This is a genomic window from Candidatus Cybelea sp. (assembly GCA_036489315.1).
Lineage (GTDB): Bacteria > Vulcanimicrobiota > Vulcanimicrobiia > Vulcanimicrobiales > Vulcanimicrobiaceae > Cybelea.
Map to the genome: position 1 here is coordinate 1 of DASXFZ010000056.1, position 26,816 is coordinate 26,816.

The window sequence follows — 26,816 nt, forward strand, 5'->3', positions numbered from 1 at the left end:
CTGGTTGTCGGAGCAAAGCCCAGGCGTATCAATGTTTATGGTGCCCACGAGCTGGCCTTGAGGATACGTCAGAACAATCGTTGCCGTGCCCGTGGACGGTAAATATCCCTGAGTGTAGAGCAGGTTCCCACCGGTGCTTCCGGGTCGCATCCACGCACGAATCCGTTGCCGGGCAGGGTCGTATCGATTCGCCGAAATTGAGGTTCCAACTTTGGCCGGCGTGACCGCGGAAACGCCGCACCCCGAAAGGATCGCTGTGAAGGCGATAACGGTGCTCAGCCGGCGCGCGAGCTTGAACGGCATCAGATGTTCGTCCTCCGCAAGCCGCTTGGCGCCACGCTGATCGTTTTCGCTCCGGTTATGACCGAGATTCGGTGTAGCGTTTTTCCTCCACCAGGAAACCTCCAAAAGCCCGTCTGGCGGTCGGAAAACGTCAGCACGATTTGCCCATTGCCGATCGCAAACGGCTCGATATCTTTAAAGCGCGCACCACGCCAAGCGTGAAGCCGGGTCGTGCCCACCGTCGTGGCGGAGCCGTCGGCGATGCTCATCTCATAGATGAGTTGCTTCTCGCTATCGCCGATCGCTACGTACTGGCTGTCCCACTGCAAGCCGCCCACTTTCCCGAATTTCTCGTCCATCTTCACCGTCTGCAGCGCCGAACCGCCCTGCGGCAGCTCGACGAGAGCCGTGTTGCGTTGAATATTGCTAGATCCGTCGACGAACAAATTGCCGTCGCTGTCGTACGTAGTGAACAGATAATAGTTCACGTCCGAATCTCGGTAGATCTCGGGCGACGCGTAGATATCCGTATAAACGGCGACCTCATTCCCGACGCCGATACGCCCTTCGCCAGTGCCTTCGCTAACGGCGATGTCGCCCGTCGTCGGATCCACCGCGCACGAGACGGCAGTCTCATCAGTGTAGAACTGTGCGATGGGAACCGTTCCCCCGCGCGCGTATTCGAGCAAGGACCCACCGTAGGTCACCCAGACGTTTCCGTCGGGATCCGAGCAGAGGCCGTAAACCGCCGTCGATCTGAACCCTTTCAGCTGACCGACCTGCTTGCCGGCAAAAGAATAAATGTCGATGTTCTCGCCGTCGGCCATGTAAACGAGATCGCCGCTGCTGCCCGAATCGTGCCGAAACCACGACCCTGCGGATGCGAAATGCGCGACGTTCGAGTGCGGCCGCATTGCGGCCGGCGCCGCCGGCATCGCCGCACCTGAAGACCCGCCGGCACCACAGCCGGTAATCGGCACTGCGGCAAGGCACGCCGCAAATGCGTACCGGACAATCCGCAACGTCATTCCTCCTCCTCCGCTCCGAAGGCCCGTAAGCGCTCGTATTCGGCATCGCTTAGGATAAGCGATGCCGCCGCGACGTTCTCCTCAAGATGCTTCACCGATGACGTTCCCGGAATCGGCAGCGTCGCCGGAGAGTGCTGCAACAGCCATGCGAGGCCTACCTGCCAGATCGACGTACCGTGTGCTTTTGCTACGTCTTCGAGGGCCCCGCGCGCGACGAGGTCGCCGCCGTCGAGCGGAAAGTAGGGAATGAACGCGAGGCCGTTGGCTTCGCAATAGGCGAGAATCGCCTCGCTTTCTCTGTCGCTGACGTTGTAGCTGTTCTGCACTGACGCAATCTCGACGATTTGCTCCGCGCGCGTAAGTTGATCCAAGTCAACGTTGGAGAGACCGACGTCGCGGATCTTCCCCTCGTCGCGCAGCTCGCGCAGCGTGCCGATCTGCTCCTCGAAGGGAACGTCCGGATCGACGGCGTGCAGCTGATAGAGATCGATTCGCTCCACGCGCAGCCGGCGCAGGCTCGCCTCGCACGCCTCGCGGAGATGTTCGCGTCGCCCATCGCGTCCCCACGCGCCGGGGCCGCCCCGCGTGCAGCCGCCCTTGGTCGCGATCGCCACATCAGCGGCGTACGGTGCCAGCGCTTCGGCGATCTGCTCTTCGTTGACGCCCGGGCCGTACGCGTCGGCGGTATCGATGAACTCGACGCCGAGCTCGAGCGCGCGGCGCAATACGCAGGTCGCGTTTTCGCCATCCTTGGGCGGGCCCCAGACGCCGGGACCGCACAAGCGCATCGCACCGAAGCCCAAACGCTTGACACGCAGGTCGCTACCGATCGTTATGGTCGACGCTTCGTTCATGAGGCTCGTTTCCACTCCGAAAAAGAAAGACCGCCCGGCATTGAGCCGGGCGGTTACGGGACCCCCAGAACGACCTTACGTTTTTACTTGACGGGCTGCTTGTTGATCGGCGCAACCGAGTTCGGCATTTGAGCCGAGTTCGGGGTCGCAGCGTTGACGTTCGCCTGTACGCTCTTCTGCGTCTCGGCGATCATCTCGGCGATCTTCATCGTGTAGTTCTTGCGAATCTCGAGCAGCTGGCTGGCGAAGCCGAACGACATCTCCACCCACTGGGTCGGGCTCGGCAGGTTCTCGAAGGTCGGCATGGTGCCGGGCTTCTCGCTGAACTCTTTGCTGAACTCACCGAACGAACGGATCGCCTTGAGGCTCGCGTCTTGCGACTGCTTGATCGCCTCGAGGCCCTCTTCCTGAAACTTGTTCATGTACTCTTTGACGTTAACGGCCATGTGGTTACTCTCTATCTCCTTAGCTTTTGTCGAGGTGTGCTAAGTATACCAAGCAGATGCTGTGCTTGTCAACTAGCCGCCGCCGACAAAACTGCGATAGATCCGCATCAAGGCTTCCTTCTGATCGACGCTCAGCCGGGGGTCGATTTTTATCGCATGCTCGACCCCGTGGTGGCTGTTCTCCCGGCTCGTCGAGCTGTCGAGCAGGCCCGCCTGCGAGTACATCGTCTCTGCCGAGATCTGCAGGGCGTTGGCGATGCTCTTGAGCACCTCGGCCGAGGGCTTATAGAGGCCCCGCTCGACCTGGCTCAGGTACGGATTGGAGATCTTGGCGATCTCGGCGAGTTGCCGCATCGAAAGGTTCGCCAGTTCCCGCTGGCCGCGGATGAAGTCCCCGAGGCTGCGCCAGGCACCGCTGGCGGCGGTTTTGTCGTCATCGGTCATGAATGTGCCTTTACCTTTGGAGTAAACGGTGGCCCCTCTTGGTTGAGCACGTATCGGCCAGGCGCCCGCTCACCATCCGGTAAGGCGAACGGCTCGCGCATCGGTCCGCCGTGCGCCTCGGCCCAGGGTGCCCAATCCTCCCACCACGAGCCGTTATGCCGATCGGCGGTCTCGAGCCACGCGTCGGCGCTTTCGCCGCGTAATGCCTGCGGCTTCGTGTAGTGCCACGTTTTTTTGCCGCCCGGCGGATTGACGATCCCGGCGATATGGCCGGAGTTGGTCAGCACGTACTTCGATGGTCCGCCGACGTACTGTGTCGTCTGATAGGTCGCCCGCCACGGCGCGATGTGATCGTTTTCCGCGCCGAGGACGTAGAGCGGCGTCGTAACTCTTCCCAAATCGATCGGCGTGTCGTCGATGACGAAGGCGTTCGGCTTGACGATCGAGTTGTGCAGGTAGCACGCGCGCAGGTACTGCGAGTGCATCGCGACCGGCATGCGCGTTGAGTCGTTGTTCCAGGAGAGGATGTCAAACGCCGGCGGCTTCTTCCCCTTGAACCAGTTGTTGATGACGTAGCTCCAGATCAGGTCGCTGGAGCGCATCCAGTCGAAGGTGCGCGCCATCTCCGCCGACTCGAGGTAGCCGCGTTCTCTCATCTTCTTCTCGAGCCGCGCGATCGTGTCTTCATCGGTGAAGATGCCGAGGTCGCCTGGACTGCCGAAGTCGACCAGCGTGTTCGTCAGGGTCGTCGAGGCCACGCGATCGGCCTGATCGTGCGCCGCGAGATAGGCGAGCATGATCGTCGCCAGCGTTCCACCCAGGCAGAGCCCGGCGACGTTGACCTTCGGAGCGCCGGTAATTTCTTGCACAGCGTCGAGCGCGGCCAGCACGCCGTCGCGCAGATAGTCGTCCATCGTCAGGTGCGAGAGCGTCACGTCGGGGTTGCGGTAGGAGATCATGAAGGTCTGATGGCCGTGTTTGACGGCCCACTCCACGAACGAGCGTCCCGGCGCCAGATCCATGATGTAGTACTTGTTGATCCACGGCGGGCTGCAGAGCAGCGGCAGCTCGTGGACCTGCGGGGTCTGCGGATCGTAGGCGATGAGCTCGATCAGCTCGTTGCGCATCACAACGCGCCCCGGCGTCGCCGCGAGATTGCGCCCCAGCTCGAAGCCCGACCGGTCGACCTGTCGCGGATAGCCGTTGTTGTTGGCCAGATCGTCGAGAAAGGTTTGCATCCCGCGGACCAAGCTCTGGCCCTGCGTCTCGGCGGCCTCTTTGACGACGCCGGGATTCAGCCAGGGAATGTTGCTCGGCGCGTACGCGTCGCACATGAGCTGCATTGCGAAGCGCGCTTTGCGCCGCGTCGCTTCCGGCAGGCGCGCCGAATCGATCAGCGACATCGCCGCATCGGTACGCGCCTTGTAGTCCTCCAGGACGCCGGCGAGCATTGGGTTCTCCCGCCACTCCGAGTCGGCAAAACGCTTGTCGCCCGGGAAGGGGGAACCGTCAGGGTGCACGCCGCCAAGCCGGCGCAGCATATTGAGGCCGACGTTCTGCTCGGCCAGGGCGAAGCCGGTCAGCCACGTGCTCATTCGAATGGGATCGAGCATCACGTCGGCGACGACGGCGCGTACCGCGTCGCTGAGCGAAGCCGGGTCGAGCCCGGTGATGTCGATGCCGTATTGCAGTTCTTCAGGGGCAATCATCACATGTACCAGCCGCCGTTGATGTTATAGACCGCTCCGGTGATGTAGCCCGCCTTCTCGTCTAAGAGGAAGCGTACCAGCCGCGCGACCTCTTCCGGCTGGCCGAGCTGGCGAACGGGCGTCTGCGCGATCGCGTTCTCGATCGCTTCGACCGGCATCGCCTTGGTCATATCCGTCTCGATGAAGCCCGGAGCGACGGCATTGACGGTAATGCCGCGCTTGGCGACTTCCAGCGCGACGGTCTTAGTCAAGCCGATGAGCCCGGCCTTGGCCGCCGCGTAGTTCGCCTGCCCGAAGTTGCCGGCCTCGCCGACGACCGAGCTGACATTGACGATGCGTCCGAAGCCCTGTTCGAGCATCGTGTCGAGGACGGCTTTGATCATAAAAAAAGGCCCCGAGAGATTGACCTGCAGGACCGCTTCCCATTCTTCGACGGTCATTTTCCGGACCGTGTGATCGCGGGTGATCCCCGCGTTGTTGACCAGGAAGTCGACGCGACCGTGCTCCTTCAGCACGGCATCGACGGCTTCATGACATTGGTCGTAGGCGCTGACGTCGCCCTGATAAAAATGGATGCGCGAGGCCGCGCCGTTGAGGCGCGCGGCGAGCGAGTGCGTTCGTTCGCGGTCTTCGGGCAAACCGAGCACGGCGACGGTTGCGCCGTCGTTGGCGAGCAGCGTGCTGATCGCGCCTCCGATGCCGCGGGCACCGCCGGTGACGATCCCCACCCGTCCGCTGAGAGATAAACTATCCACGCGCTAGATTTACCCAACTTGCTTGCGGTTCACCTCCTGGTCGCCCGCATTGCTTTGCCGGCGAAGCTCACCCCGTGTCATGCTGAGCTTGTCGAAGTACTGTCGAAGCATTACCCACCTGCACCACGCAACAAGACGAGGAGAACGAATGAGTGACGATGCCACCACCAAGATTGCGGCACTGCTGACGCAAGTCGGCGACGTGCACCACATGGTGTTCGCCGATACGGATGGAAACGACGACGACTGGGCGACGTTCTACTCCGATTGGCTCTTGACTCACTCGGAGCTGGCGAAGCTGCTCGGGCAGCGGCCCGTGCGCAGCCACCTCACCCGCGATCTCGTCGAGCTCGACGAAGCGTACTCGAAGCAGAGCCCGTCGGATCCATGGCCGCAGTGGTACGCGCAACGGCTCGTCGCAAAATACTGATCCGCGTCGCTTCCTGCGCCAAGCTCACCGTCACGCCGTTGATTGCGGTGCTGAACGACCAGGTTTCCGACCCACTGAACCGCAATCGAGAGCGCTCATCGTAAACTGCCGTTAACGATCGCTCATGTCCGTCTGGAGGACTAACGCAATGACCATGCATTCAAAACGCTCTCTTTTCAGGATTTCACTGATCGCCGCGTTCACAGTCGGCGCGCTGTGCGCCTACAACGCCGGTGCCGCGATCGCGGCGAACAGCAATGCCCTCGCACAGGCGGCCCCGGTGCAGAACGGTTCTCACGATTTCGATTTTCTCTTTGGCACCTGGCTCGTGCACAATCGCCGGCTTGAGAAGTTACCGTCGGGCGAGTACAAATGGGAGCAATTTGATGCTACCGACAAATACTGGCCGTTGGCCGGCGGCCTCGGAAACGAAGACGTTTTTCGCACGGACCATTTTAAAAAGGGCTTCGTCGGAATGACGATCCGACTATACGACGCGACAACCGGCACGTGGAAACTCTACTGGATTAATAATTTGAACTCGCACGGGGACGCCGGGGCGCCAAATGTGGGAAAATTCCACGGAAACGTTGGCATCTTTGACGAACGGCTGATCTACCATGGCAAGCCGGCCATCGACCGCTACATCTGGACCAATCCCGGAAAAGGTGCAAAGGGTAGGCCGCACTTCGAAGAGTCGATTTCTCAGGACGGCGGAAAGACTTGGAAGGTCCTCTACACGGCCGACTTGATTCGGACTTAGATGTCTTTGCCGGCTTTCATCTGAAAAACCCGGTTTAGGCGATCATTTTTTGGCCGGATAGGCCAGCACGTAGATGTACGCTTTGCTTTCAAGGTCGCCGATAATCGCCATGCGCGCGGTCGGACCGGCATCGGCCCAACGTTGCGGCGGCGCGTAGCACATTTGAATGTGGTCGGTCTTCTTGAGTTTGGTGAGAAACTCGGTTTGGTCGTTCGCCGGCTTCGGCGTCGTGATCTGGAACGTCGCGCCGCTCGCGAGAGTCACGGTTCCGCTGCCTGCCTGCGTTTGGTCGACCGCGGGCTGAACCCGCGAGATAACGGCGGGGGGATCGCAATACATGAACGCCATTACATGTCCAGTCCGCCGTTGATCGAATACACGGCTCCGGTAATGTAGCTCGAATCGTCTTCCAGAAGGAACCTCACCACGCGTGCGACTTCTGCGGGACGCCCCAACCGTCGCTGCGGGATCTTCTCCAGCACCTTCGCGAGCGCGGCTTCCGGAATCGCCGCCACCATCTCCGTTCCGATGAAGCCCGGCGCGACGCAGTTAACCGTGATCCCGCGCTGCGCCATCTCCAGCGCCAAGCTCTTCGAGAAGCCGAAGAGGCCGGCTTTGGAGGCCGCGTAGTTCGCCTGCCCGATGTTGCCGGTCTCGCCGATGACCGAGCTGATGTTGACGATCCGGCCCGAGCCGCGCTCGATCATGTGCTCGAGCACGCCCTTGGTCATCTGAAACGCACCGGAGAGATTGACGTCGAGTACCTGACGCCAATCGTCGACGCTCATCTTGCGAACGGTCTTGTCGACGGTGATGCCGGCGTTGTTGACGAGGTAGTCGATCCGGCCGTGCTCGTCCATCACTTCTTTGATGACGCGGTTGACGTCGTCGGCCGAATCAACGCGCCCCTGGTGCACCGAGACATTCGCGCCCTTCTCGCGCATCTGACCCTGAAATTTCTTGGCGCTCTCTTCGCCGCGGCTATAGCCCGCCGCTACGGCCGCGCCGCTGGTCGCCAGCATCTCGGTGATCGCCGCGCCGATTCCGCGCGTGCCCCCGGTTACCAAAGCCACTCTGCCTTCAAACACGTTCGCCTCCTTTTGCGCCGGGATTGGCCGCGCTGCGCGTTACGACCCTCTGCTCACGACCCGTCGATCATCAGGACGGCAATGGCGATGCCGGCCGCCGCATAAAGGAGGCCCGGCCAGTGGTGGCCGGGGCGCCGGTCCTCGGTGCCCCGGCCGCGAGCGGCGCTTGCCCACCCCCGCATTCTGTCGCGCCGCTGCCACTTTGGCCCCTTCTCAGAGACCCAGGTCATTTATTTCCCTATCTCCTCGGCGAATCATGCGACCCTAGTCAACTTTCTTCCTCGCCGCCCACACCCGACGGCCAAGCTCTTTTACTTCCCTAGAGCGTTGCCGGGGCTGACGGCGAGCGGCCAACCACCCGCGCCGGTCGTAAGTTTGTTGCTAAGCGTTGAACCCTTCGGGTACGCAACGCTTTGGACGATGAACGGCGTTGCGGCTTCGAGGCTAACGTACAGCTGCTTATTGTTGCCGCTGAGCGAAAGCGAGAACGGATTTCCGGCCGTCACAGCGATCTCTTTCGAGGGCTGCGTTTTGCCTTTGGGAAAGTATTCGATCTCCGCACCGTAGAGCACGATCAGATTGCCGTTTTTGTCGACTTCGATCGCACCCGGATACGCGGGGAGGCCGAGATCGGTACCGGTGGTAGATCCGGGAGCAAACTCATCGACCCTCGATCCGGCTGCGTAGAGATTATCTTGCGAATCCGTCGCAAGGTATTCGGCGAACTCCGGAATCGTTAGCGAAGGCGACTTTTTCCCTTTCGGATAGACCGTGATGGTATCGTTGCCGACGTTGGCGCAGTAAACCGTGCCGGCTGCATCAACCGTAAGTCCCGTGGGCGAATTCACGCCGTCGCTTATCGTCAAAAACGGCGAGGTCTTCCCCGGTTTGTACGCGGTGATGGTGTTGTTGCCGATGTTCGTGGCATAGACGCTGCCTTGCTTGTCTACGAAGAGACGCTCGGGGTTCGAAAGGCCGGTCGTGATCTGGCCTTTTTGCTTTCCGTTGACGCCCTTGGACGAGTAGATCGTGATCGTATTGGTATCATAGTTGCCCCAATAGATCAGCTTCCCGGCTTTCTTCGCGTCGGGAGACATCCAGCCCCTCGCTTTTCCTTGGGGTCGAACCGAGCGTACGTCGTGGCCGTTGGAGATCGAGCGATAATCGGTGACAGCCGTCGTGCTCGGTACGCCGGTGCTCGAGCAGCCTGTGGCCAGCGCTCCAAGTATGGCTATCGCTGCCGCACGCTGAAGTAACAAAGCGGTATTACGCAAAACCTTTTCCTCCTTGGGGTAAAATGGGGTAGCGCCAGCTTCCCGACAGCTTCGCGTGAAGCCTCTAGCTCTATGCGAGCGACGCTGTTAACCGAAACGCCCGGTGATGTAGTCTTCGGTCTTCGGATTGCTCGGTTTGGTGAAGAGCTTGCCCGTTTCGTCAACTTCGATGAGCCGGCCCGTGCCGCTCTCGTCGGCCAACATGAACGCGGTAACGTCGGAGACGCGCGCGGCCTGCTGCATGTTGTGCGTAACGGCGACAATGGTAAACGAGTCGGAGAGCGATCCCATCAGCTCTTCGATCACCGCCGTCGCGATCGGATCGAGCGAGGCCGTCGCCTCGTCCATCAAAAGAACGTCGGGCTGCGCGGCGACCGCACGCGCGATGCACAACCGCTGCTGCTGTCCGCCGGAGAGCCGCAGCGGGCTCGTCTTCAGTTTGTCCTTTACTTCGTCCCAAAGCGCGGCCGAGCGCAGTGCGCGTTCGGCGATCTCCAGCTTCTCGCTGCGCCGCATTCCGCGACGCCCCGCGCACGCCAGCGTGTTGTCCAAGATCGAGAGCGTCGGGAACGGGTTCGGCCGCTGAAACACCATGCCGATGCGCCGCCGAATTTCCATCGGGTCGACGTTCACGTCGTAGATGTCCGAGCCGTCGAGCAGCACGCTCCCCTCGACGCGCCCGTCCGTGCTGACTTCGTGGATGCGGTTGAGGCAACGCAGCAGCGTCGTCTTCCCGCATCCTGACGGCCCGATCAGCGCGGTAATCGCGTTGGTCGGAAAGCGCAGCGAGAGATCGCCGACGGCTTTGCGGTCGCCGTAGTACGCGCTCAAGCGATCGACGGTAAGCAGGTCGCGGGCCGGCGCAGCGACGGCGCTCACGCTTCGAGTCCCTTCATCGATCGGCGCAGCATGAGCCGCGCGCCGAGGCTCAACACGAAGACCGCACCGACCAGCAGCAGCGAACCGCCCCACGCCTGCGCCTGCCACGTCGCGTAGGGAGAGATCGCGTAGTTGAAGACTTGCAGCGCGAGCACCGCCATCGGATTCCCCGGATTGGCCTCCCAGAACTGCGTGCCGAACGCGGTGAAGAGCAGCGGCGCCGTCTCCCCAATCACGCGCGCGATCGCCAGCAGCAGCGCCGTGATGATCGCCGGCCGCGCGGTCGGCAGCACGATGCCCACGGTCGCGCGGAAGTTCGACATCCCCAGCGCCAGCGCGCCCTCGCGTACCGACTGCGGCACCGAGCGGATCGCCTGTTCCGACGTTCGCACCAGCAGCGGCAGCATCAGCATCATGAACGCAAACGAGGCAGAGAAGCCTGAGAAGTGCCTCAGGGGTGCGACGAGCACCGCGTACGCGAAGAGTCCGATCGCGATGCTCGGCACGCCCGAGAGCACGTCGGAAAGAAAGCGCAGCGCCTCGGGAATCACCCCTCGCCCGAAGAGCGAGAGATAAATTCCCGTCAGCAGCCCGATCGGCACCGCCATCAGCGTCGCGATGCCCAAGATGATGAACGTGCCTAGTATCCCGTTGCCGACACCGCCCCCGGGCACGCCGATCGGATGCGGCAGCTGGGTCAGAAAATCGAAGTTGATCGCGCCGGCGCCCTGCACGACGACGTAGCCGAGAATCACCAGCAGCGACGCCGCGGCAATCGCTGCGCAGCAGAACGCAAGCGCGATGCCGAGCCAGCTCGCGATCCGCCGGCGCCGCAGGCCCTTGTATCTAAACGCGTTCTGAGCCACGAACGCTCCAGATCATCACGCGTGCGAGCGCGTTGACGACGATGCTGACGGCAAAGAGAATCAGACCCAGTTCGATGAGCGCGCTGACGTAGATGCTGGTCGTCGCCTCGGTGAACTCGTTAGCGATGACGCTGGCCAGCGTATACGACGGCGCGAAGACGGAGGCCGAAATCTCGGGCCGGTTGCCGATCACCATCGTCACGGCGATCGTCTCACCGAGCGCGCGGCCGAGGGCGAGCACGCAGGCCCCGAAGACGCCGACGCGCGCTGCCGGCAGCACGACGCGCACGGCCGTTTCCCACTTCGTCGTGCCCAGCGCCATCGACGCCTCGCGCAGATCGCGCGGAATCGCGGCGATGACGTCGCGCGAAATCGCTGTAACCGTCGGAACGATCATCAGGGCGAGGATCATACCGGCGGTCAGCAGCCCGACCCCATAGATCGTCCCGGAAAAGATCGGCGTCCAGCCGAGCACTTTTTGCAGCGCCGGCCCCAGCGCCGTGCGCACGAACGGCGAGAGCACGAAGAGGCCCCACAGACCGTAGACGACGCTTGGCACGGCCGCGAGCAGCTCGATGAGAAACGAAAGCGGCGTCGCCAGCCAGCGCGGAGCGAAGTCGGCTAAGAAAACCGCAGCCATGATGCCTACGAACGCGGCCAGCACGATCGCGATCAGCGAGGTCACGACCGTGCCGTAGATCATCGGCAGCGCGCCGAACTTGCTGTTGATCGGATCCCAGCCGCTGTGATAGATGAACCCTGGACCGAACCTGACGATCGACGGCCACGAGCCGAGTACGAGTTCGACGAACAGTCCGAGGATCAGCAGCGCGAACAGTATGCTCCCGCCGTAGACGACCGCGGCAAAGCCGCGGTCGGCCGGGCTTACAAAACGCGCAACGCGTCGAAACTGCGGCTCATCCGTCATGTGTCGTCTTGAGCTTGCGTCATCCTGAGCTTGTCGAAGGACGGAGGAGAACTAGTGCTGCATCTGACGAAGGGTCGCGGCCGCCGTCTCTTGGACGTTGCGCGGCAGCGGTACGTAGTCGACCGACTTCGCGTTATCTTGTCCGGCGGCCCCGATCAGCCATGAAAGCACGTTGTAGAGCGCTTTCGCCCGACCGGCGTCCGAAGGCTTCTTATAGACGACGACCCACGAATATCCGGCAATCGGGTACGAGTTGGCCCCCGCAGCGTCGACGATCGAGAAGTTCGAAGCGCTCACCTCGGGCTTGCTCGCCGCGGCGGCCGCGACCGTCTCGGGCGTGCAGGTAACCCACTTGCCGGCCTTGTTCTCCAGCAGCGCGGCCGCCATCTTGTTCTCGACGACGTAGGCCATCTCGACGTAACCGATGCCGCCCGGCGTGTTGCGGACCTGCCCGGCGACGCCCTCGTTTCCTTTGGCGCCGACGCCGGCCGGCCACGACGGGCTCTTACCCGTGCCGACCTTGCTCTTCCATTCCGGCGAAACGTGGCTCAGGAAGTCGGTGAAGATGTAGCTCGTGCCCGAACCGTCCGAGCGGTGCACTACGACGATCGACGTGCCCGGGATGTTCGTGCCCTTGTTGAGCTTGGCGATCTGCGGGTCGTTCCACTTCGTGATCTTGCCAAGGAAGATGTCGGCCACGACCTGACGTGTGAGCTTTAGACTGTTGACGCCCGGGAGGTTATAGGCCATCGCGGCACCGCCGAGGGTCACCGGAATCTGAAGGACGGGATCCTTCGCTCCGGCCAGCTCTTCGGCGTTCATTGGAACGTCGGTCGCCCCGAAATCAACGGTCTTCGAGCTGAACTGCTTGATGCCGCCGCCGCTGCCGATCGACTGATAGTTGACGGTAACGTCCGGATTCTTCTGGCTGTAGATGTAGAAGGCTTTCGAGAAGAACGGGAAGTCGAAGGTCGACCCCGCTCCGGTCAGCTGCGTGGCGGCAGCAGCGGGTATGGCTATGGCAGCCATAACGGCGAGCGCGGCAGAGCAGCGACGCAACGAACGTATCACAGAGTTTAGGCTCCTTGTAGTGATGAAAAATTGCGGCCTCCGCTCCAGAGCCGAAGGCCTGCCTTATTTGTAATGCAGCCCGATTAACTCCATATTAAGAGCCCCTTGTGTCTTAGGCAGCTTAGCTACGTGTCACCCTGAGCCTGCCCCCACCACGAAGGGCGAAAGCAAGACCGGCGCGGGGACGTACCGAAGGCACGGCGCCGATATGGCCACTCTGCCGGAGCTGCGGCATACCGCGGCTCACGTTCTCGCCTATGCCGTCCAGGATCTGTTCCCGGAGGCCAAACCGACCATTGGGCCGGCGATCGAGAACGGCTTCTACTACGATTTCGACCGGGCCGAGCCGTTTACGCCCGAGGACCTCGAACGCCTCGAGAAGCGGATGAACGAGATCGTGGCCGCGGATTACCCGATGACCGGCCGCGAGGTCTCGCGTAACCAAGCGATCGACGCCTTTAATGGCAACCCCTATAAGGTTGAGATCGCCGGCGAAATCCCCAAAGACGAGCCGATCACCCTTTACACGATCGGTGAGTTTACCGATCTCTGCCGCGGCGGCCACGCCGATTCCACCGGGGCAATCGGCGCATTCAAGCTGACCAGCGTGGCCGGAGCCTACTGGCGGGGCGACGAGCACAAGCCGATGCTCCAGCGCATCTACGGGACCGCTTGGTTCGACAAAACGGAGCTCGACGCGTACCTGGCGCGCCTCGAGGAGGCTCGGCGGCGCGACCACCGGCGCCTCGGCGCCGAGCTCGACCTCTTCTCATTTGAAGAGGCGGCCGGCGGCGGGCTCGTCTTTTGGCACCCTAAGGGGACCATCGTCCGCGGGATCGTCGAGAACTTCATCCGCGAGGGGCTGCGCGAGCGGGGCTATCAGCCGGTCGTGACGCCCCACATCGCGCACGAGCGTCTATACGAAATCTCAGGACACCTCGCTAACTTTGACGAGAACATGTTCGGTCCCATCGAGGTGGAGGGCCAGCGTTTTCGGCTCAAGCCGATGAACTGCCCAGGCCACATCCTCATATATCGGAACACGTTGCGCAGCTATCGCGATCTGCCGCTGCGTCTTTCTGAATTTGGGACCGTCTATCGTTTCGAACGCTCCGGCGTCCTGCACGGGCTCACCCGCGTGCGCGGCTTCACGCAGGACGACGCCCATCTTTTTTGCACGCCCGATCAACTGCAGCATGAGTTCGAACAAACGCTCGACGAAGCGCTTCGCTTGATGAACGCCTTCGGCTTTACCGACTTCGAGTACGTGCTCTCGCGGCGCGCGTTCGAGGATCGCGCCGAAACCGACGCCGTCGCCGAGCAAGCGATTCGCAACGCGCTCGAAAATCACGAGCTCCCCTACAGCGTCGACGAAGCCGGCGGCGCCTTTTACGGACCGAAGCTCGATATCAACGTGAGCGACGCGCTCGGCCGTCCGTGGCAGCTCGGCACCGTTCAGGTCGATTTCGTGCTGCCGGAACGCTTCGAGCTGAAATATCGTGGCGCCGATGGTCAAGATCACCGCCCCGTCATGATTCACCGCGCGCTTGCCGGGTCGCTCGAACGCTTCTTCGGGATTCTCGTCGAGCACTACGGCGGAGCCTTCCCGGCTTGGCTGGCGCCCGTCCAGGTCGCCGTTGCGCCGATATCCGAGAACGAACTAGGCTACGCTCGGGGCGTGGCCGAGCAGCTGTCAAAAGCGGGCTTTCGCGCCGAGGTAGACGAATCAAACGAAAAGCTCGGATACAAGATCCGGCATTGGAAGACCCAAAAGGTACCCTACATTTTGGTGGCCGGCAAGCGAGAGGTTGAAGACGGAACCGTCAACGTAAATCAACGGGGCACCGAGCAGAAACGCAACGTTTCGGTTGGTGACTTCGTTGAGGAGTTGCGGGCCGTAGTCGAAACGAAACGATAAAGACGATGAGATTAGATGCTCGCGCCGCCTTTGGCGCGCTCGCCCTGGTTCTCGCCTCCTGCCAAGGCAGCGGGCTCGACAGCGGCATGGGCGACATGACGCCGCCGGTCTCGCAGCCCGGCAGCATCGGCGCGAACGGGATCTCCAACAGCAACCTGAACTCCAACTCCGGCACCGGCGGAATGGCCGGGCCGACAGTTGGTATGAACGGGCAAGCCGAGCTGACAAATCCCGGTGCAACGCTTGCGCCCAACGAGGCGCAATACCCGATCTCGCAGGGCCCTGCCGGTATGAGGTGCCCCAACGTGCAGCTGCTCAATCAGCAGTACACGTGCAATCTGGCCTTCAACATCCCCCCGCCGAGCCCGGGACCCAGCGGATCGGGAGCTCCGACCGCTAAGCCCACCGCATCGCCGACGCCTACCCCGCAGCCGAGTGCGTCCTCCGACGATAGCGACGACAGCAGTGATAGCGATGACACGCCGACGCCGTCGCCGCCGCCCGGCGGCTTGATGACGGTGCAAGTCGAGCCGCTGCCCAAGGACGTGCCCGCGATGACAAATCCGAATCCCGCCTTCATGCGCGTGACGCCGCTCATGGCGATCCGCTTGCAGAGCAACTCGGACTTCGTGCTCAACGGCGGCTCGCAAGTGCAGTATACGCTGCCGGCGCTGCAGTACAGCGGACGCGTCTTCGGCGTGCAGCTTTATAATGAAACGTACCTGCGCGGTAAGCGCACCGATCAGCTGATCGGCAACTACGGGAAGTTCACTACGCCGTCAAGCAACACGGTGCAGTTCACCTTCAGCGTTCCCAAGGTGACCGTGCGCCACAGCCAGATCTGGCTGCTCGCGATGTATGGCGCCCAACTGCCGCCGGGAAGCACACCAACGCCGTCACCGTCACCGTCGCCCTCGCCCGCGACCTCCGCCAGCCCCACCAGCGCAAGCCCATAGCGTCTCCCGCCCTCTGGGGTTGGGCCGTAGCCGCGTCGAACGCGACGCCCGATGGAGATGACCGCCGCTGGGCGCAAGACCTTCATCGCGTCCTTCCTTGGCTGGACGCTCGATGCGTTCGATTTTTTCTTACTGACTTTCGTGATCACGCGCGTCGCGACGAGCTTCAACAAGGAAATCGCCGAGGTGGCGTTCGCCCTGACGCTGACGCTCGCGTGTCGCCCGATCGGCGCATTGCTCTTCGGTTGGCTCGCCGACCGCTACGGGCGCCGCACGCCGCTGATGGTCGACATCGCCTTCTACTCGATCATCGAGCCGCTCACCGCGTTCTCGCCGAACTTCACGATATTTCTCGTGCTGCGCGCGCTCTACGGCATCGCGATGGGCGGCGAATGGGGCCTCGGTGCCGCGATGGCGATGGAATCGCTGCCGCCCCAACGCCGCGGTTTCTTTAGCGGCTTTCTGCAAGAAGGCTACATGGTCGGTTACCTGCTTGCCGCGCTCGCGTATTTTCTCGTCTTCAACTTCACGCACTGGGATTGGCGCGGACTCTTCGTGATCGGCGTGCTTCCCGCCGGGCTGATCTTCTTCATCCGCTCGAGCGTCCCGGAATCACCCGTGTGGCTCGCCGGACGCGCGCAGCGGATCGCGCCGTCCGCCGGGCTCTTGCTGCGATCGTTGCGCGCACACTGGCCGCTCTTTATCTACGCCGTCGCGTTTCTCGCGGCGATGAACGCGATGTCGCACGGCACGCAAGATCTCTACGCAACGTTCCTTGAAAAGGGCCGCGGGTTCTCGCACGGGCAGGTGACGCTGCTCTCGGTGATCGCGGCCGTCGGCGCGATCGGAGGCGGCATCTTCTTCGGCACGCTCTCGCAACGCTTCGGGCGCCGCGCCATCGCGATGGTCTGCGCGGTGCTCGCCGTCTGCGCGATCCCGCTCTGGGTTTTCAGTCCCACGATAACCCTGCTCGCCGTCGGCGCTTTCGCGATGCAGCTCGCCGTGCAAGGCGCCTGGGGCGTCATCCCCGCGCATCTCAACGAGCTCTCGCCGGCCGAAGTGCGCGGCACCTTTCCCGGCTTCACCTACCAGCTTGGAAATCTTATCGCTGCGGGAGTCGCGCAGTTCGAGGCCTCGATCGCCAAACACTCCGGCTACGCTCAGGCGATGGCAACGGTAGTGATCGGCGTGCTCGTTCTCGTCTTTGCGCTCAGCGCGCTGGGCTATCTCGTGCGCCCCGAGAATCGGCACGAAGCGCTGACCGGATAACGATGCATTCGCCCTGCCTATCTCAGTATTCGCCGCAGACGCGCAACTGCCGCCGAGTGAATCTGTGAGATGCGTGATTCCGAGACGCCGAGCTCCGCTTTGATCTCACGCAGCCGCTGCCCCTTGAAGTAGTAGCGCGTAATGACGGTCCGTTCTTGCGGCGGAAGGGACTCGACCGCGGCGACGAGTTCTGACCGCTGCTCGTCGCGCTCGAGATCGAACGCGACGTCGCTGTCGTCGTCCGCGAGCGTCTCGGCCAGCGGTACGCCGTCGCCGCTGCGGTGCGGCAGCACCTCCTCTAGCGAGAGCAGCGCCGTTGCGCGCACGCGGGCGACGAGTGCGGCCAATTCGGCGGCAGTGATCTCCAAGCGTTCCGCCAGCTCCTCGCTGCTCGGCGCGCGTCCGAGCAGCGCCTCGAGCTCCTCCGCCGCGCGCTCCAATTCGCGCGCGCGCAGGCGGATCGTGCGCGGAACCCAATCGAGGCTGCGTAGCGCGTCGATGATCGACCCATTGATTCGCGTGACCGCGTACGTCTCGAACTTAACCGAACGCGAGCCGTCGTACTTCTCGATCGCGTCGAGCAGGCCGAAGACGCCGTCGTTGATCAGGTCGTTGATGTCGACGCTCGACGGAAGATGGACGGAGATGCGGCCGGCGACGTACTTGACGAGGTGGAGGTACTTGTGAATGACGGCTTCGCGCGTGAGTTGACTGCCCCCGATGTCGTAGAGTCGCACCGGCCTCGCGCGCGGCTCTTCACTCACGGCAGTTGAGCGTCCGCATGCCGAATTGTAATGCTTGCACGTAGAGGTACAGACGATCGGTCATTGTTCGCTTGTGATCTTCCATCTGCAATACCGCAGCCAGTCGCGGAGTCCTAGCGAGCTGCTCGAAAAGCAGCCCGAAACGCCGCGGGCGGCGCTCGAGATAGCGCATCAATGCGACCCGGTGTTTGAGTCGCCGTGAGAACCGCTCGCGCAGCAGCGCGGCAAACCGCGCGCCCGCACGCCCGTCGCCGGCGCGCTCGCGCGTAACGCACTCCGCGGCGATCCGCCCGCTCATGGCCGCTTCAAAGATCCCCTCGCCGTTGGTCGCATCGACCAATCCGGCGGCCGTTCCGCCGACGAGCAGACCACCGTCTCCGAAGTTGGGCCGCGGTATGCCGCCGTAGAGCAGGCTTCCCTCCTGCTTGCGCTCACCTACATCGGCGCAGAGCCGCCGGCAGATCCGCTGCACGAGTGCGTCGAGCTCTGCGCGCAAAGCGGCGCCCTCGAGTTTGCCGAGGACGCCCAACCCGATTGCGAGGTGATCGCGTTTGGGAAACATCCAGCCGATGATCTGCCGCCCGTCGCGCCCGGCGTAGTAGTGCATCTCGAGCGTTTGGTATGCGATCGGCAGCGCGGGGCGCGTCAGGTAGACCCGCTGCTGCAGCGTCGTCATCAAACCTTCGTTCCAGCCGCGCATCGCTAAACGCCCGAACGCCGGGGATTCCAGCCGCGACGTGGCGCCGTTGGCAAAGAAGACATGCCGCGCACGGATCGTGCGGCGCTCGCCGCTCGCGAGGTCCGCGTACTCCACGACGGCGCGCCCGCCGGAAAAATCGACCGCCCGAAAGAGTGCCTGCGTGCGAATCTCCGCGCCGGCTTGCACCGCGAGCCGCGCCATCGTGCCGTCCAGCTCCTCGCGCGTCGTGGTGTGACCGGGGCCGAAGACCACTTCGTGCTCGACGCCGCGCGCGTCGAAGAGTCCCAGCCGCGGCGTATCGCAATGTACGAGCGAGCGCGGCAGCTCGAACTCCTCGCAAAAGCCTGGGCGCAGCCCGGCGGCGCAGACGCGCTTGGCTCCCACCACCGCGTCCCGCTCGAGAACGACGGTTTGGAGCCCCGTTTGGGCCGCCTCGCGCGCTGCGGTCGCTCCGGCCGGTCCGCAGCCTATAATGACTAGCTCGGTGTTGTTAATTTGCCTTAGCCCTTAGGACAAGCGTACGTTTGGTAGACCTGCAAGCAGGGAACGGATTACTCCCCAAGACGTTTGGGATTGACCTAAGGAGTAACTCATACTATGCGCTCAAATCAGCAAGTCATATGGTCGGTAATGGCACTCTCAGTAATTACCTTTTCGCTGAGTCTCACGGGTTGCCATGGCAGCGCACCTGCCGGCGGTACCGGGTACCTTCCGGCCGATGTCAGCAGCGCCGCCGGTTCTATTGTGAATCCGGACAAGAATCGCGGGATCCAAATAGAGTCGAGCTGCGGTAAGCGTGTCCACATCGTGCTGCTGGGCTCCGTTTCGTGCAAGTTCAAAGAACGGGGCTACGCCAAGGGGGTCTTCAAGCTGTATAACCGCGAGAAGGGCCTGGTCTCGGTAAGCCCGGACAAAGGCACCGAAAAGACGACCTTCACAGTCTCGGGGCTGCTCGTCGGGCGAGGCTCGTTTCTCGTCCGCGACAACCGGGGGCACCACCTGGCGGTTCACACGCGCGTCTCGTTGTAACGCCGGGCCGGCCGTCTCAAAGGAGAAGAAAGCCCGCGTCCACGCGGGCTTTCTTCGTTGCTGGGCGGACTGGCGGGTATAGGACTTGCGCGCCCGTTCGGCGTAGCCAAGCCGGTCGGCCCCGCAGGGCCGAAATTTTTGCCTCCACCTGAAAGAGAAGGATGACCGCACAGACAGCCATCGATGCCGGACTTATCGGGGGTGCCCTCGCGGTACTCTACGGCGTCGCCCTGACGTTCTGGGTACTCAAGCAACCCGCCGGAAACGAGCGCATGCGGGAGATCGCCGCCGCCATCCAGGAGGGCGCTATGGCCTTCCTCCAGCGGCAGTATCGCACGATCGGCATCGTGGCGGTCGTGCTGGCCATCGTCATCCTCTTCGCTCCCACGCTCGGCCGGGAAGCTGCGATCGGCTTCTTGATCGGCGCGATCCTGTCGGGCGCCGCCGGTTTCATCGGCATGATCGTTTCGGTGCGCGCGAACGTGCGCACGGCCGAGGCGGCGCGCGGCGGCTTAACGCCGGCGCTCAACGTCGCGTTCCGCGGCGGGTCGGTAACGGGGATGCTCGTCGTTGGGCTCGGATTGCTCGCGGTCTCCGGTTACTATGCAATTTTGCTTGCCGTCAACAATGGCGACGCCGCGACCTCGCTCAACGCGATGGTCGGCCTCGCGTTCGGCTGTTCGCTGATCTCGGTCTTCGCTCGTCTCGGAGGCGGCATCTACACAAAGGCCGCCGACGTCGGCGCCGATCTCGTCGGTAAGGTCGAAGCGGGAATTCCCGAAGACGACCCGCGCAACCCCGCCGTGATCGCCGATAACGTCGGCGATAACGTGGGCGATTGCGCCGGCATGGCCGCCGACCTCTTCGAGACGTACTGCGTCACGACGGTCGCTGCAATGCTGCTCGGCAACCTGCTGTTCGGCGATAAGCTTCCCGGCGCGACGACCTTCCCGCTGCTGTTGGGTGCGATCTCGATCGTCGCTTCGATCATCGGCGTCATCTTCGTCGGCGTCGGCCAGGTGCGCCGCGCGAAGATCATGGCCGCACTCTATCGCGGCATGACCGTCGCCGGATTGCTTTCACTGATCGGCTTCTACTTCGTCTCGGGTCGCGTCTTCGGCGGCCAGACGATCATCAGCGAGATGGGCGTCTTCATCTGCGCCGTCATCGGCGTCGTGATCACCGGCCTCATCACGTTCATCACCGAGTACTACACCGGCTCGCAGTTCTCGCCCGTGCAGCGCATCGCCAAAGCCTCGGAGACCGGGCACGCTACCAACATCATCGCCGGGCTCGCGGTCTCAATGCAGGCGACGGCGCTCCCCGCGATCGTCATTGTGCTCGGCATTCTTATCAGCTACGCGCTCGCGGGTGTCTACGGCGTCGGCATCGCGGTTATGGCGATGCTCTCGATGGCCGGGATCGTCGTCGCGATCGACTCCTTCGGTCCGATCACCGATAACGCCGGCGGCATCGCCGAGATGGCCGACATGCCCGAAGCCGTGCGCAACGTCACCGATCCGCTAGATGCGGTCGGCAACACGACCAAAGCCGTCACCAAAGGCTACGCGATCGGTTCGGCCGCGCTCGCCGCGCTCGTGCTCTTCGCTTCGTTCCTCCAGCAGCTGACCAATCATAAGTGCGGCATCGCCGAGACGCAGCAGTGCATCGAAAACGTGCGCAACCTTTTTGCCGTCGGTAATCCGTTTGTGCTGGCCGGCCTCTTCATCGGCGGCCTGCTGCCCTATCTCTTCGCCTCGCTCTCGATGGAAGCGGTCGGCCGTGCCGGCGGCAAGGTTGTGGAAGAGGTCCGCCGCCAATTCCGCGAGATTCCCGGCATCATGGACGGCACCGCTCGGCCAGACTATGGCACGACCGTCGATATCGTCACACGCTCCGCGTTGCGCGAGATGATCGTACCCGCACTGATTCCCGTCGGCGTTCCCGTGATCGTCGTGCTGCTCTCTTACTTCAACATTTTGCCGGGCGATACGGGCGCGCAGATGATGGGCGGCATCCTTGTCGGCTCGATTATCACGGGCTTTTTCGTTGCAATCTCAATGACGTCGGGCGGCGGCGCGTGGGACAACGCCAAGAAGTTCATCGAGGACGGGCACTACGGCGGCAAAGGCTCGATCGCACACCAAGCGGCGGTCACCGGCGACACCGTCGGCGATCCCTACAAAGATACCGCCGGCCCGGCGATCAACCCAATGATCAAGGTCCTCAACATCGTCGCTCTGTTGTTGGTCGGCTTCCTCCGCTAGCGCCCCGCGATCGCCACCACACGCCGTGTCATCGTGAGCGAGGTTTTGCGGTGTCATCCTGAGCCTGTCGAAGGACGTCGAAGGACGTCGAAGGACGTCGCAGCGCGCTACCTTGCGTGCGGTCCAAACCAAATCGCCCAAAGCGCCAAGGCCGAAACGACCGCTGTTAATGCGAATACGAATCGATACCTGATCGTTAAGCGCGCCGCGCTCTTCCGGGTCTTTTCTAAAATGAACTCCGGAACGTAACCCGGCGCGCTCGCGAGCCAGCGTTCGATCATCGCATTATGCCACCGCGCAATTGCCGCCGCTCGAACAGTGCCGATGACGCACGCAGCGAACAACGCGACGAGAAGCAGCGACGGCAATATCTGAGGCATCCAGGACCCTCTTTCACGAAACGGTCGAGAGCGTCCGCTCGAACGGTTGCCCGGCGGCGTTTCGCGCGTTGCACTCGGACCATAAGAAATTCCTGAGGTCCAATCACAAGCGTTCTGGGTACTATCTTGGGTACGATCAACCTCAATAGAAAATGGCCACGCCGATAAACGCTAAGAAAGGATCTGAATGCTGAGAAATCTGTGGATGGCAACGCTAATGGGTCTGGGATTTGCGCTCACCGCGTTGCCGGGGTCCGCACAATACGCGTACGTACAGGTCGGTCCCCCCGCGCCGGTCTACGAGAGGGTCCCGGCAAGTCCGGGTGTCGGCTACGTGTGGGTCGGCGGATATTACAACTATGCGGGTGGCCGCTACGTGTGGCGGCACGGATATTGGGCCCACCACTCCGGGCACTGGTGTGCCGGTGCGTGGCATCACGACCATCACGGTTACTACTGGAAAGAGGGCCGCTGGTGCTGAGCGGCTCGTGGCTAAACCAAAGTAAAGGGGGAGCGGCTGACGCCGCCCCCCTTTACTAATTTCGTCTCCGCCTGATTCGCACCCGAATCTTATGGAACCGGGGCGTCCACTCTCGGACCTTGGTGCGACAGCTCCTCGTACTTGCGGAAGATCACGACGTAGCTTGCGCCGATGAAGACGATCGCAAACGCGAGCAGTCCGTCGCCAACGGTTCCCGTGAGGCTGCCGTGCTGCGGCAGCATCAGACGGATCGCATAGCGCAGTCCGAAGGCGGCGGCGAAAATGATCAGCGTCACCCACGACGAGCCCAGGTACATGACGCCTGGCCGATCGGTGGGACGCACGTCCGTGTGCATCCCACGCAATATCCCGAACGGCAACCCGACGAGCGCTCCGACCACTAGCCCCAGCGCAATCTCAAACAGCGGCGCGGGGTTGAGCAAGTTGTTCGCATAGATCACCCACGCCGTCAACGCGCACAAGACGATCGGCGAGACCCACATGCGCGTTACGCTGATGCGCTGCGGACGCAGCATGCGGATCGCCAATACCACGACGACGATGCCGAGCGGTAGCAGCTGAACCCAAGGCGCGACTTGCGCCGAAGAAGAGCCTATTTGATTTCGACCTTCGCGCCGGCTTCTTCGAGCTTCTTCTTGACGGCCTCGGCCTCGTCTTTAGCAACGCCTTCCTTTACGGCCTTGGGCGCGCTCTCGACGAACGCCTTGGCTTCGGTCAAACCGAGGCTCGTGAGCTCGCGGACCGCCTTGATGACCTTGATCTTCTCGGGACCGATCTCGGAGAGGACGACGTCGAACTCCGTCTTCTCGGCTTCCGGCGCCGCGGCGCCGCCGGGAGCCGCGGCCATCATCGCGACCGGCGCGGCCGCAGAGACGCCATATTTCTCCTCGAGTTGCTTGACGAGATCCGCCAGCTCGAGGACGGTGAGCTTATCGATCTGTTCGATGAGTTCGGCAAGTGCCATGATCTTGTGATTCTTCCTTATCTAAGCGGTGGGTGCTGCGGCTTCTTTTTGCTCGCGGATGGCATTGAGCACGCGGACGAGTCCGCTCTGGTTGCCCGAAAGTACGGTCACCAGTCCGCGCAGCGGATTGGCGAGCGTCGCGACGAGCTTGGCGAGGAGGTCGATTTTGGGCGGAAGGCTGGCGAGTACTGCGACCTGTTTCGCATCGACGACCTTGCCGTCGATGTAGGCCGCCTTGACCGCGACCTTCTTGACCTGGTCGCTAAAAGTCTTGAGCGCCTTGGCCGGCGAGACCGGATCTTGACCGGCGAAGACGACGCCCGTCGGTCCGGAGAGAACGTCCTCCAACTGCGAGGCGAGATCGCCCGCAGCGATCCGGAAGAGCGTATTTTTGACGACGGCGTAGCTGTTGCCGTCTTTACGCAACTCGCCGCGGAGCTTGGTGATCTCTTCGACCGTGAGACCGGCGTAATCGGTGAAGAACAGGTTCTTCGCGGCGGCCAGCTTCTCGGAGAGTTCTCCGATCGCGGCCTCCTTACGTGCGGTAGGCATCGAAAATTCTACTTCCTCGCAGTGACGCTCGAAACCAAAAAGAAAAGCGCCCCGTCGAGGGCGCATCGTTTGAAGTTTCGCGCCGCCGCAGCGGCACGGAACACTTCAGGTCTTTGCGTCCTCGGTAGCCAGGATTAAGGCCTTGCGGCCGGCTACGGTCTTTGGAGCCGTCGGTTAGACTACCACAGCACCCGCGGGGAATGCAAGCATTTTACCGAGAACCCGCCCGCATGCCGCGCCCGACGATGGCAACGGACGATCCCGCCGAGGCGCTCGCTTTGCTTGAGGCGGGCAACGCGCGCTTCGTCGCCGGCACCCCGAACTCCGCGCCGCTCACCCCGAAGGAACTCGCCCTCGAAGAGGGGCAGAGCCCATTCGCAGTCGTACTCGGCTGCTCCGATTCACGCGTGCCGATCGAGATGATCTTCGATCAGCAGCCCGGCCACATCTTCGTCGTTCGCGTCGCCGGCAATTTTCTCAACGCCGACAACCTCGCCTCGATCGAGTTCGCGGTGCAGTATCTGAAATCGAAGGTCGTCGTCGTGCTCGGCCACACGCACTGCGGCGCGCTGACCGGCGCGATCAGCTACGCTAAAACCGGCGCGAAGCCGCCCGGCCATATCTACAAGATCGTCGAGGCGGTCGCGCCCTCGGTCGAAGCGACGCGCCGGCTCTCCGGCGACTGGATCGCCAACGCGGTGGTGCACAACGTCGAGCGCAACGCGGGCGCGCTCGTCGGCGAATCCGCGATCATCGCCGCGGCCGTCGCGGCCGGCGAACTCCGCGTAACCGGTGGACTCTATGATCTCCGAACGGGCCGCGTCGCCTTCTCGTAGCGGATTCTTCAAATCCGCCGTCGCGTTCGTCTGCGAGCGTCTCTCGCTCGCGGTCGTGGCGGTCGGCACGGTCTTCATGATCCTTGTCTTCGTCGCGGTCGAAGACAACGCGACGCAGCTCGGCACGTTTCCGGTCATTCTGCTCGACAACACCAACGAAGTGCAGGCACCGCCGCGGCCCGACGCGCACGAAGTTCTCAAAGACGGCGACCGGATCGACCTGCAGGCGCTCAGCCCCCAACAGCGTTTCGAACTGATCCGCGGCGCGAAGTCCGGTACGACGATGACGCTGAAGGTTACGCGCGCTGGGCGGCGCTTTCCACAAGTCATCACCGCCTCGTCGACCGATTCTTCACCGCGCGCGAAGTTCGTACGCGACGTCGGCATCCCGCTCTGTTTCTTCCTCTCACTCGGCCTCGCAAGCGCGCTCTTTTTGATGCGCCCGCGCTCGATTACACTGGCCTTCTATATTTACACGATCTTGATGCTGCTCAAGGTCAATAAGGCGGCGCTCGACCTCGCCATCTGGCCGATCAATTTGCGAGCCGACCTGCTGATCCAAGTCGTCTTTCCGCTCGCGCAACTGATGATCATGGTCTTTGCGGCTCGCCTCTACGGCGTTCAGACGCGCGCGTGGCGCTGGCTCGCCGGGACGGCGATCTTCTTCGCGATCGTCGACTTTCTCGTCTGGACCGATCCGATCGTCTGGATGGTCTTCCAGCAATATCGGCTTCCGGGCCCAACGAATCTGATGATGAGCCTCGCCGACGCGGCGCTGATCCTCGTCGTAATAATTGGCCTGGCCTACATCTCCTCGGGCGCAAACAACGCCGAACGTGCGCGCCGCATCACCTGGATCGTCGCCGGCATCGCGATCGCACCGATCACCGATCTGCTGTGGGCGGTCGCGAACATCCTCAGCACGCTGGTCGGCAACTCGTCGATCCTGCTGCTCGACGTCCAAGATTGGACGACCGCGCTCGGGCCCTGGGTGGGCTTGATCGGCGTCGTCTTCGTCTTCTACGCGTTCGTCTCGCAACGCGTCGTCGACATTCGCTTCGTCATCGGTCGCGCTGCCGTCTACGTCGGCATCACCGCCGTGCTTCTGCTCTTCTTCGGAGTGATCGAATGGTGGGCGGAGCAAATCTTCGAAAGCACGCGGCCGGCAATCTACGTGAGCCTCTTTGCCGCGCTCTTCATCGGCTTCTCGCTCAACGCGGTGCACGAACACGTCGAGTCGCTGCTCAACAAGGTCTTCTTCCGCGAGCAGCGCCGCAACGAGCGCTCCCTGCGCCACGCCTCCCGAGCCCTGGCCAACACGAACTCGGAAAAGACGCTGGTCGAGTTTCTCGTCCACGAGCCGGTCCGCGTGCTCGGGCTCACATCGGCCGCGCTCTTTCTCGCGCGCGGCGCGAACGGCGCTTTCATTCGCAGCGCCGACAACGGCTGGAACAATAAGGAATCCGAGACGATCGACGCCGAGGATCCGTTAATCGTCGAGCTGCGCGCCGATCCCGAACCGATGATGCTCGACGGCCGCCCGCGCGCCGAAACGATCCTCCCGGTTGGGTCGAAAGCACCCTCGCTCGTGGTCCCGCTGCTCGTCCGCGGTTCGGTCTTCGGCTTTGTGTTCTACGGTCCGCGCAACAACGAACAACCGCTGACCAGCGACGAGCGCGCGCTGCTTGAAACGATCGCCCATAACGCCGGCGCCGCCTACGACCACATCGATGCCGATCGGGCCCGCACCCGCATCGCCGAACTCGAAGAAAAACTCCGCCAACTCTCCCCACCAACAGCGTCATCCTGAGCCCGTCGAAGGATGTCGAAGGGGCGAAAGGCTGTCGACGAGCGACCCAAGG

The 26,816-nt window shown here is 62.8% G+C and carries 31 protein-coding genes; 10 read left to right on the forward strand and 21 right to left on the reverse strand.

Features of this window, described 5'->3' with window-relative positions; genetic code table 11:
- The 7 genes from VGG51_12145 to VGG51_12175 form a co-directional block, all read right to left on the reverse strand.
- The coding region (locus VGG51_12145) for a hypothetical protein (GenBank protein ID HEY1883780.1) at positions 1 to 303 on the reverse strand (303 nt) is incomplete at its 3' end.
- Positions 303 to 1,310 (reverse strand): hypothetical protein, encoded by a 1,008-nt coding sequence (locus tag VGG51_12150; protein HEY1883781.1) that lies wholly within the window; start codon positions 1,308 to 1,310, stop codon positions 303 to 305. The genes VGG51_12145 and VGG51_12150, both read right to left, overlap by 1 nt.
- Positions 1,307 to 2,164, reverse strand: a complete 858-nt coding sequence (locus VGG51_12155; protein ID HEY1883782.1) for an aldo/keto reductase — start codon at positions 2,162 to 2,164, stop codon at positions 1,307 to 1,309. Before VGG51_12155 ends, VGG51_12150 begins: the two co-directional genes overlap by 4 nt.
- Before the next feature lie 83 nt (positions 2,165 to 2,247).
- The gene (locus VGG51_12160) at positions 2,248 to 2,610 is read right to left on the reverse strand and encodes a hypothetical protein (GenBank protein HEY1883783.1); all 363 of its coding nucleotides are present in this window, start codon (positions 2,608 to 2,610) and stop codon (positions 2,248 to 2,250) included.
- 72 nt (positions 2,611 to 2,682) lie between these two features.
- A complete protein-coding gene (locus tag VGG51_12165) occupies positions 2,683 to 3,054 on the reverse strand; it encodes a helix-turn-helix transcriptional regulator (protein HEY1883784.1) in 372 nt (123 codons plus the stop codon).
- On the reverse strand, positions 3,051 to 4,763 hold the full coding sequence (locus VGG51_12170) for an alpha/beta fold hydrolase (GenBank protein HEY1883785.1): 1,713 nt from the start codon (positions 4,761 to 4,763) through the stop codon (positions 3,051 to 3,053). The genes VGG51_12165 and VGG51_12170 overlap by 4 nt, the downstream gene beginning before the upstream one ends.
- Complete coding sequence (locus VGG51_12175) at positions 4,763 to 5,518, reverse strand: 3-oxoacyl-ACP reductase (protein ID HEY1883786.1); 756 nt, start codon at positions 5,516 to 5,518, stop codon at positions 4,763 to 4,765. Before VGG51_12175 ends, VGG51_12170 begins: the two co-directional genes overlap by 1 nt.
- A 148-nt stretch (positions 5,519 to 5,666) precedes the next feature.
- Between VGG51_12175 and VGG51_12180 the strand changes: the two genes are divergently transcribed.
- Both VGG51_12180 and VGG51_12185 read left to right on the forward strand, forming a co-directional pair.
- A complete protein-coding gene (locus VGG51_12180; GenBank protein ID HEY1883787.1) occupies positions 5,667 to 5,948 on the forward strand; it encodes a hypothetical protein in 282 nt (93 codons plus the stop codon).
- Between the two features lie 148 nt (positions 5,949 to 6,096).
- The gene (locus VGG51_12185) at positions 6,097 to 6,711 is read left to right on the forward strand and encodes a hypothetical protein (GenBank protein ID HEY1883788.1); all 615 of its coding nucleotides are present in this window, start codon (positions 6,097 to 6,099) and stop codon (positions 6,709 to 6,711) included.
- Positions 6,712 to 6,753: 42 nt separating this feature from the next.
- Here the strand turns inward: VGG51_12185 and VGG51_12190 are convergent, their stop codons facing one another.
- The 8 genes from VGG51_12190 to pstS all read right to left on the reverse strand — a co-directional run bounded on the left by VGG51_12190 (position 6,754) and on the right by pstS (position 12,775).
- Positions 6,754 to 7,059 carry a hypothetical protein gene (locus VGG51_12190; protein ID HEY1883789.1) on the reverse strand — a complete coding sequence of 102 codons (306 nt, stop codon included), beginning with the start codon at positions 7,057 to 7,059 and terminating at the stop codon, positions 6,754 to 6,756.
- A complete protein-coding gene (locus VGG51_12195; GenBank protein HEY1883790.1) occupies positions 7,059 to 7,799 on the reverse strand; it encodes a beta-ketoacyl-ACP reductase in 741 nt (246 codons plus the stop codon). The genes VGG51_12190 and VGG51_12195 overlap by 1 nt, the downstream gene beginning before the upstream one ends.
- Before the next feature lie 53 nt (positions 7,800 to 7,852).
- Positions 7,853 to 8,029 carry a hypothetical protein gene (locus VGG51_12200; GenBank protein HEY1883791.1) on the reverse strand — a complete coding sequence of 59 codons (177 nt, stop codon included), beginning with the start codon at positions 8,027 to 8,029 and terminating at the stop codon, positions 7,853 to 7,855.
- An 81-nt stretch (positions 8,030 to 8,110) separates the two neighbouring features.
- Positions 8,111 to 8,896 (reverse strand): hypothetical protein, encoded by a 786-nt coding sequence (locus tag VGG51_12205; protein ID HEY1883792.1) that lies wholly within the window; start codon positions 8,894 to 8,896, stop codon positions 8,111 to 8,113.
- A 264-nt stretch (positions 8,897 to 9,160) separates the two neighbouring features.
- Positions 9,161 to 9,952 carry a phosphate ABC transporter ATP-binding protein gene (locus VGG51_12210; GenBank protein HEY1883793.1) on the reverse strand — a complete coding sequence of 264 codons (792 nt, stop codon included), beginning with the start codon at positions 9,950 to 9,952 and terminating at the stop codon, positions 9,161 to 9,163.
- Positions 9,949 to 10,818: a phosphate ABC transporter permease PstA gene (gene pstA / locus VGG51_12215; protein ID HEY1883794.1), complete on the reverse strand. Its 870-nt coding sequence runs from the start codon at positions 10,816 to 10,818 to the stop codon at positions 9,949 to 9,951. Before pstA ends, VGG51_12210 begins: the two co-directional genes overlap by 4 nt.
- Positions 10,799 to 11,746, reverse strand: a complete 948-nt coding sequence (gene pstC / locus VGG51_12220) for a phosphate ABC transporter permease subunit PstC (protein HEY1883795.1) — start codon at positions 11,744 to 11,746, stop codon at positions 10,799 to 10,801. Before pstC ends, pstA begins: the two co-directional genes overlap by 20 nt.
- 51 nt (positions 11,747 to 11,797) lie before the next feature.
- Entirely contained in the window at positions 11,798 to 12,775 is a 978-nt protein-coding gene (gene pstS / locus VGG51_12225; protein ID HEY1883796.1) for a phosphate ABC transporter substrate-binding protein PstS, read from the reverse strand.
- Positions 12,776 to 13,025: 250 nt separating this feature from the next.
- On the opposite strand from pstS, the gene thrS reads away from it, so the two are divergent.
- From thrS to VGG51_12240, 3 genes are read left to right on the forward strand one after another with little or no spacing between them, the layout of a single operon-like run.
- Positions 13,026 to 14,735, forward strand: a complete 1,710-nt coding sequence (gene thrS, locus VGG51_12230; protein ID HEY1883797.1) for a threonine--tRNA ligase — start codon at positions 13,026 to 13,028, stop codon at positions 14,733 to 14,735.
- A gap of 5 nt (positions 14,736 to 14,740) precedes the next feature.
- Positions 14,741 to 15,691 carry a hypothetical protein gene (locus tag VGG51_12235; GenBank protein ID HEY1883798.1) on the forward strand — a complete coding sequence of 317 codons (951 nt, stop codon included), beginning with the start codon at positions 14,741 to 14,743 and terminating at the stop codon, positions 15,689 to 15,691.
- Positions 15,692 to 15,742: 51 nt separating this feature from the next.
- Positions 15,743 to 16,960, forward strand: a complete 1,218-nt coding sequence (locus VGG51_12240; GenBank protein HEY1883799.1) for an MFS transporter — start codon at positions 15,743 to 15,745, stop codon at positions 16,958 to 16,960.
- A 17-nt stretch (positions 16,961 to 16,977) separates the two neighbouring features.
- Here VGG51_12240 and VGG51_12245 read toward each other — a convergent pair whose 3' ends face one another.
- Both VGG51_12245 and VGG51_12250 read right to left on the reverse strand, forming a co-directional pair.
- Complete coding sequence (locus VGG51_12245; GenBank protein HEY1883800.1) at positions 16,978 to 17,724, reverse strand: FliA/WhiG family RNA polymerase sigma factor; 747 nt, start codon at positions 17,722 to 17,724, stop codon at positions 16,978 to 16,980.
- The gene (locus VGG51_12250; protein ID HEY1883801.1) at positions 17,717 to 18,919 is read right to left on the reverse strand and encodes an NAD(P)/FAD-dependent oxidoreductase; all 1,203 of its coding nucleotides are present in this window, start codon (positions 18,917 to 18,919) and stop codon (positions 17,717 to 17,719) included. The genes VGG51_12245 and VGG51_12250 overlap by 8 nt, the downstream gene beginning before the upstream one ends.
- A gap of 135 nt (positions 18,920 to 19,054) precedes the next feature.
- Here VGG51_12250 and VGG51_12255 point away from each other — a divergent pair, with 135 nt between their 5' ends.
- Both VGG51_12255 and VGG51_12260 read left to right on the forward strand, forming a co-directional pair.
- A complete protein-coding gene (locus VGG51_12255) occupies positions 19,055 to 19,453 on the forward strand; it encodes a hypothetical protein (GenBank protein HEY1883802.1) in 399 nt (132 codons plus the stop codon).
- 161 nt (positions 19,454 to 19,614) lie between these two features.
- Complete coding sequence (locus VGG51_12260; GenBank protein HEY1883803.1) at positions 19,615 to 21,720, forward strand: sodium-translocating pyrophosphatase; 2,106 nt, start codon at positions 19,615 to 19,617, stop codon at positions 21,718 to 21,720.
- Between the two features lie 107 nt (positions 21,721 to 21,827).
- Here VGG51_12260 and VGG51_12265 read toward each other — a convergent pair whose 3' ends face one another.
- Positions 21,828 to 22,100 (reverse strand): hypothetical protein, encoded by a 273-nt coding sequence (locus tag VGG51_12265; protein HEY1883804.1) that lies wholly within the window; start codon positions 22,098 to 22,100, stop codon positions 21,828 to 21,830.
- A 187-nt stretch (positions 22,101 to 22,287) separates the two neighbouring features.
- On the opposite strand from VGG51_12265, the gene VGG51_12270 reads away from it, so the two are divergent.
- Complete coding sequence (locus tag VGG51_12270; GenBank protein HEY1883805.1) at positions 22,288 to 22,581, forward strand: hypothetical protein; 294 nt, start codon at positions 22,288 to 22,290, stop codon at positions 22,579 to 22,581.
- An 89-nt stretch (positions 22,582 to 22,670) separates the two neighbouring features.
- Here the strand turns inward: VGG51_12270 and VGG51_12275 are convergent, their stop codons facing one another.
- The 3 genes from VGG51_12275 to rplJ are packed head-to-tail and all read right to left on the reverse strand — an operon-like array spanning position 22,671 to position 24,118.
- Positions 22,671 to 23,135, reverse strand: coding sequence for a hypothetical protein (locus VGG51_12275; GenBank protein HEY1883806.1), 465 nt, complete (start codon positions 23,133 to 23,135; stop codon positions 22,671 to 22,673).
- A gap of 59 nt (positions 23,136 to 23,194) precedes the next feature.
- Positions 23,195 to 23,566 carry a 50S ribosomal protein L7/L12 gene (rplL, locus tag VGG51_12280; protein HEY1883807.1) on the reverse strand — a complete coding sequence of 124 codons (372 nt, stop codon included), beginning with the start codon at positions 23,564 to 23,566 and terminating at the stop codon, positions 23,195 to 23,197.
- Positions 23,567 to 23,587: 21 nt separating this feature from the next.
- Positions 23,588 to 24,118 carry a 50S ribosomal protein L10 gene (gene rplJ / locus VGG51_12285; protein ID HEY1883808.1) on the reverse strand — a complete coding sequence of 177 codons (531 nt, stop codon included), beginning with the start codon at positions 24,116 to 24,118 and terminating at the stop codon, positions 23,588 to 23,590.
- 230 nt (positions 24,119 to 24,348) lie between these two features.
- Here rplJ and VGG51_12290 point away from each other — a divergent pair, with 230 nt between their 5' ends.
- The gene (locus VGG51_12290) at positions 24,349 to 24,954 is read left to right on the forward strand and encodes a carbonic anhydrase (GenBank protein HEY1883809.1); all 606 of its coding nucleotides are present in this window, start codon (positions 24,349 to 24,351) and stop codon (positions 24,952 to 24,954) included.
- On the forward strand, positions 24,920 to 26,764 hold the full coding sequence (locus VGG51_12295) for a GAF domain-containing protein (protein ID HEY1883810.1): 1,845 nt from the start codon (positions 24,920 to 24,922) through the stop codon (positions 26,762 to 26,764). The genes VGG51_12290 and VGG51_12295 overlap by 35 nt, the downstream gene beginning before the upstream one ends.
- Positions 26,765 to 26,816: the final 52 nt, after the last annotated feature.